Raw genomic sequence first — 6,095 nt, 5'->3', positions numbered from 1 at the left:
ACTTTAAAATCGAAACTTCTGCCCCTTCTCTTGGCAATTTCTGCTAACTGGCCCTGTTGTGGGAAGGACTCACCAATGCTTTCTCCACTCCATTTAGTTTATACATTTTGAAATGTCTACAATTCTCTAGAAAAGTTTTAGACTGCCGGAAATGACGTTCTTGCTTTTGAGAGACAAGGATATACAACCATTCTACCAATTCATTGCAATCCACGTTACTCAAAAGAGCTGCTTTATCGGATTAGGTGCTAATGGCAATAAGCTCATTAAATTTGATGGTTTGTTCAAGGATGCTAATCATATGTAACTTATAAAACACTTCATATGGACACAATAGAGTACAACCTTAGTGATTGTGAATCGGATCAGGCGCTCGGTGTCCAAATCTCATTTTGGAGGCAGTTGTCTCAGAATTTAGCAGTATTTATGTGAAGACCAATCTGATTCCTAGACAGTAATATGAAAAAGTGATAATTATTATAGGTAATTTTTAAAGGTTTTATAGTGTAAAATACGACTACTAAAGAGCAGACAATTCAATACGATGAAATTAAAAAGTAAGACAAATCACATAGATTTAATACGACAAATTTATCCTATTATTATAAAGCTTCAGAATAATGCAGTGATTTTTTTGAACTATTGCCTAAAAATTCGCTTTTATTTTTGGTTGTTGTCCTACTTTTTTTAGAATTTATTGACTTTTTGTTTCCGGTTGATTATACTAACTGAGATGAGTGAAAAAGCCGAAAAAGTAATCATACACTTTTTCATGGAGAATCAGGAAAGGAAGCGTTGAGCGATGAAATTTTTTATTGACACTGCGAATGTAGATGATATTCGCAAAGCAAATGACATGGGTGTTATTTGTGGCGTTACCACAAACCCGAGCCTGATTGCTAAGGAAGGCCGTGATTTTAAAGAGGTTCTTAAAGAGATCACAGATATTGTCGATGGCCCGATTTCTGGCGAAGTAAAGGCTACTACAGTTGATGCTGAGGGCATGATTGCAGAGGGCCGCGAAATTGCAAAATTGCATCCCAATATGGTTGTGAAAATCCCTATGACGGTTGAAGGCCTGAAAGCAATTAAAGTGTTGAGCTCTGAGGGCATTAAGACAAACTGCACATTGATTTTCTCTGCTAACCAGGCTTTGTTGGCTGCTCGTGCTGGTGCTACTTATGTTAGCCCGTTCCTGGGCCGCTTGGATGATATTTCTACTCCGGGCATTGATTTGATTCGTACAATTGCGGATATTTTTGACATCTATGGATTTGAGACTGAAATTATTGCAGCTTCTGTCCGTAATCCTATCCATGTAACAGATTGCGCTTTGGCGGGTGCGGACATTGCTACTGTGCCTTATAAGGTGATTGAGCAGATGGTCAAGCATCCTCTGACAGATGCTGGTATTGAGAAGTTCCAGGCTGACTATAAAGCTGTTTTCGGAGAATAATCATTTAAATAAAAAAAACACCGCTTTATGCGGTGTTTTTTTTATTTAAAAGACGACTTTTCCAAGAGCAGATAAAATTAGTTCAGAAGCTAGAATTCCAGTTTTATTTCGAATATCCAAGATTGGATTTACCTCTACCATATCCATAGAAAGCATTTTTCCACTTTCCGAAATGGTTTCCACCGCAAGAAAAGCTTCACGCACAGTAAGACCGCTGTGCACGACGGTTCCTGTACCAGGGGCGGCTTCCGGAGTGATTGCATCTATATCGAAGCTTAGGTGAAAACCAACAGTGTCGGTTCCGGCAATTTGAATAGCCTGTTCAATCACAGAACACATTCCTTGTTTATCGATTTCATTAATAGGGAAAACAGTAACACCTGCATCCTTCATTCGGATACGTTCCTCAGTATCAATATCTCTTCCGCCAATTTGAACACAGTGGTGTGGGTCCACATACACAGGATTTTGTCCAAAGTTAACCATTTGATCTGGACCCCAACCGCAGACCGCGGAAAAAGGCATACCATGCATATTACCGCTTTCCGTGCTTTCTTCGTTATTCCAATCGCCGTGAGCGTCAATCCAAATAATTCCGATCTTACCGTAATGTTTTGAAACCGCAGAGATGCTTCCAGCGGCAATACTGTGATCTCCACCCAATATGAGTGGAAGAGCGTTATTTTGTAAGCTTTCTAGCGTGGTTGTGTAAAGACGGCGGTTAATGTCAACGACCTGCTCACAATTGCGCAAACGCTCAGTTCCCGCGCCTGAAGGAAGGCAAAGTAAATCTCCTTTATCACGGAGAGAGTACCCAAGTTTTTCGATCCCTTCGCATACACCGGCATATCGAATCGCTGCGGGTCCCATGTTTACCCCGCGTTTAGAAGCACCCAGGTCCATTTGTACACCCACCAGATCCACGTTCCTTTTTGTCATACCTGAACTCCTTTCTATACGCTTATATCAATATTAATATACCATATAATCGTACTTTTTTTCAATAAATGAGGGTAAGCTGCGATTGACATTGGATGGGATTGACAAATACTACAAAGGGAGTATAATAATACTATACCCATACCCCGTGGGGGTGATAGAGGAGCGGTGTTATGGTAAAACAGAAATATGATATCATCGGTATGACATGTTCTGCTTGCAGTGCACATGTCGAAAAAGCAGCACGCGCAGTTTCAGGAGTGTGTGATGTTAACGTCAATTTATTAACAAATAGTATGGTGGTTGAAAGCGAGACGCCGATTGCGAGTAGTGCAATTGTGGATGCAATTGCGGCGGCGGGATATAGTGCAATTCCTGTAGGTCAGCAAGACAATCAACAGAAAACTGAAAAGTCTCCTCGTGAAAAGACCAAAAGGCAGATAGAGCAGATGCAATTAAGATTGTGTGTTTCATTTGCGTTTTTAGTGCCTCTTATGTATATTGCGATGGGCCATATGATAGGGCTTCCTCTTCCGAGTTTTCTGCTTGGTTATGAGAATTCTATTGCGTTTGCAATGACGCAATTTTTATTGACGCTTCCGGTTGTATATGTCAATAGAAAATATTATCAGACAGGATTTAAAACGTTATTTCATGGAAATCCCAATATGGATAGCCTAATTGCAATTGGCTCTACGGCAGCTCTTGTTTATGGAGTGTTTGCGATTATGCGCATGGGATATGGATTGGGAACAGGAAATCGAGCGCTGGTTGAGCAGTATCACATGGATCTCTATTTTGAGTCAGCGGCAATGATTTTGACGTTGATTACTTTAGGTAAATATCTTGAAACAAAGAGTAAGGGGAAAACCAGTGAAGCCATTGCCAGACTCATGGATTTAACCCCAAAAACTGCTACGGTGGAACGCAATGGACAGGAAAAAGTAATTCCTGTGGAGCAACTGATTGTAGGAGACATTATTTTGGTTAAGCCAGGGCAAAGTGTTCCAGTCGATGGCGTTATTATAGAAGGGGATACACATATCGACGAAGCGGCGATTACAGGTGAGAGCATACCTGTAGAGAAAACGGTTGGAAGTACAGTTTTATCCGCAACTTTGAATAAAACAGGCTTTTTTAAATTTCGGGCAACCAAAGTGGGGCAGGACACAACGTTAGCGCAAATTATTCGTTTGGTGGAAGATGCTAGTGCAAGCAAAGCCCCTATTGCAAAGTTAGCGGATCAGATTTCCGGGATATTTGTTCCAATCGTGATTACAATTGCGCTAGCTGCTACTCTTGTTTGGTTGTGGGTTGGCCAAAGTGTAGAATTTTCGATTTCCGTTGGAATTGCTGTATTGGTGGTGTCGTGTCCTTGTGCACTTGGATTAGCGACACCTGTCGCGATTATGGTAGGAACGGGAAAAGGAGCGGAGAATGGAATTCTTATAAAATCGGGAGAAGCGCTTCAGACGGCACATGATATCAATGCGGTTGTTTTAGATAAAACGGGCACAATTACACAAGGACAGCCCGTAGTAACAGATATTTTTCCTTTACAAGGATTTTCTGAGATGGCATTTTTACAAATAGCCGCTAGCATTGAGAAACGAAGCGAACATCCACTAGCACAAGCAATTGTTGAGCGAGCAGAAAAAGAAAAGGTAGAGCTGACCGACGTTGAAGATTTTTCGGCGCTTTTTGGAAAAGGGGTTCGTGCCGTTTTAAATGGCCAAATGTGGTTTGCGGGCAATGAAAAACTAATGAACGATCAGGAAATTAAAATTCCTGACTCGGTGAGAAGCATTCTTAACGATTTGGCCGAGGATGGAAAAACGCCGTTACTCTTTGCTAGCCGAAATCAAGGACTAGCAGGAATCATTGCGGTGGCGGATGAAGTGAAAGAAACCAGTCGTGAAGCAATCGATGCTCTACACAAGATGGGAATTGAAGTGACTATGCTCACGGGTGATAATCGGCGAACCGCGACGGCAATTCAGAAACAGGTAGGTATTGAACACTTGGTGGCAGAAGTCCTGCCCCAGGAAAAAGAGCAGCAGATTGCGTTATTGCAAAAAAATGGAAAAAGAGTTGCTATGGTAGGGGACGGAGTGAATGATGCTCCTGCGCTGGCCCGTGCAGACGTTGGAATTGCAATTGGAGCGGGAACGGATGTTGCAATCGAGAGTGCAGATATTGTTTTAATGAAAAATGATTTAAGAGATGTAGTTACTGCGATTCGGTTATCGAAAGCCGTTATCCGAAATATAAAAGAGAATTTGTTTTGGGCGTTTTTCTATAATAGTGTGGGAATTCCATTGGCTGCAGGTCTTTTCTTTCCTATTTTTGGGATTAAATTAAGTCCTATGTTTGGGGCGGCAGCTATGAGTTTATCAAGTGTGTGTGTTGTTTCGAATGCTTTACGGTTAAGAAGATTTAAATCCTATTCTACGTCTGTTACAGTACCATTTTTGAAAAATAAAAAGGAGGAAGTCTCTATGAAAACAGTAAAAATTCAAATTGATGGAATGATGTGTCAACATTGTGTCGCTCATGTTACACAGGCCTTGAATCAAATTCCGGGAGTCACCGCACAAGTAAGCCTGGAGGAGAAACAGGCGGTTTGTAGTTTGGATGAATCCGTTACGGTGCAGCAATTAAAGGATGCAATCGCTGCTGCAGGCTATACGGTTACTGGGGTAAACTAATATGAAAGCAGATCATCAAAAAGTTACACGTTTACTAAAAACAGCACGCGGGCAATTAGACGGTATTTTATCCATGGTAGAAGAAGATCGCTATTGTATGGAAATCTCCAATCAAATTTTGGCAACTCAGTCTATCTTATCAAAAGTAAATCGCGAAATTCTGAAAGCTCATATGAATGGCTGCGTAAAAGAAGCTTTTGAACAGGGCGGCGCAGAGGAAAAAATAGACGAAGTGATTGCTTTACTTGAAAAGCTAAGTCGATGATCAAAAAATAAATCCCCCGTACAAAATGTACGGGGGATTTATTTTTCGACTAATCGTTGCGAACGCGATAGCCTAAGCTCATCAAACTATCACCCAAATGGACATTTTCAACCGTGATTCCATCGTATACAACAGACAAATCATAATGGCTGAAATTCCAATATCCTTTGATTCCCATGGCGACAAGCGTAGGAGCAAGCTCCTGGGCGCTTTGACGTGGAATACAAAGAACCGCAACCTCTGGGTGATGCTGTTCACAAAACGTTTCTAGATCCGCAATATCCAGAATTTCAACGCCAGAAAGTTGGCCACCAATTTCTGCCGGATTTTTATCAAAAGCGCCAATCAACTGATAGCCTTTTGCCTCGGCAGTCAAATATCCAGAGATTGCACGTCCCAGGCGTCCGGTGCCGATTAATATTGTTTCTAATTTCTTCTCACTAAACAGCAGATTAGTTATTTCGTGCAACAAAACATCTACATGATAACCAATTCCTTGCTGACCAAATCCTCCAAAACAGTTAAAATCCTGTCGGACCTGAGAAGCAGTTGTTCCCATAATTTTAGCTAGCTCGCTGGAGGATACCTTTACGACACCATTTTTATGCATATCAGAAAGATATCGATAGTATTTTGGTAAACGCTTAATCACCGGCAGGGAAACTTTGCTCTGCATGGTTTGGATACACCCGACCTTTTGTTTGGATTTTTTACCTTGGGATTCATC

The 6,095-nt window shown here is 41.3% G+C and carries 5 protein-coding genes; 3 read left to right on the top strand and 2 right to left on the bottom strand.

Annotated features, from left to right (window positions below; translation table 11 throughout):
* Positions 1-802 precede the first annotated feature (802 nt).
* Entirely contained in the window at positions 803-1,456 is a 654-nt protein-coding gene (gene fsa / locus AB5H98_RS12410; RefSeq protein WP_367926208.1) for a fructose-6-phosphate aldolase, read from the top strand.
* Between the two features lie 45 nt (positions 1,457-1,501).
* On the opposite strand, the gene rocF is transcribed toward fsa, so the two are convergent.
* Positions 1,502-2,395: an arginase gene (gene rocF / locus AB5H98_RS12405; protein WP_367926207.1), complete on the bottom strand. Its 894-nt coding sequence runs from the start codon at positions 2,393-2,395 to the stop codon at positions 1,502-1,504.
* A 173-nt stretch (positions 2,396-2,568) separates the two neighbouring features.
* Between rocF and AB5H98_RS12400 the strand changes: the two genes are divergently transcribed.
* Positions 2,569-5,103 carry a heavy metal translocating P-type ATPase gene (locus AB5H98_RS12400; protein ID WP_367926206.1) on the top strand — a complete coding sequence of 845 codons (2,535 nt, stop codon included), beginning with the start codon at positions 2,569-2,571 and terminating at the stop codon, positions 5,101-5,103.
* A gap of 1 nt (position 5,104) precedes the next feature.
* Positions 5,105-5,368, top strand: coding sequence for a metal-sensing transcriptional repressor (locus AB5H98_RS12395; RefSeq protein WP_367926205.1), 264 nt, complete (start codon positions 5,105-5,107; stop codon positions 5,366-5,368).
* Between the two features lie 49 nt (positions 5,369-5,417).
* On the opposite strand, the gene AB5H98_RS12390 is transcribed toward AB5H98_RS12395, so the two are convergent.
* Positions 5,418-6,044: a redox-sensing transcriptional repressor Rex gene (locus tag AB5H98_RS12390; RefSeq protein WP_367926209.1), complete on the bottom strand. Its 627-nt coding sequence runs from the start codon at positions 6,042-6,044 to the stop codon at positions 5,418-5,420.
* Between the last annotated feature and the right edge of the window lie 51 nt (positions 6,045-6,095).

Origin of the sequence: uncultured Ruthenibacterium sp., assembly GCF_963558415.1 — a bacterium.
GTDB lineage: Bacteria > Bacillota > Clostridia > Oscillospirales > Ruminococcaceae > Ruthenibacterium.
This window is presented reverse-complemented; position numbering and strand designations above follow the sequence as displayed.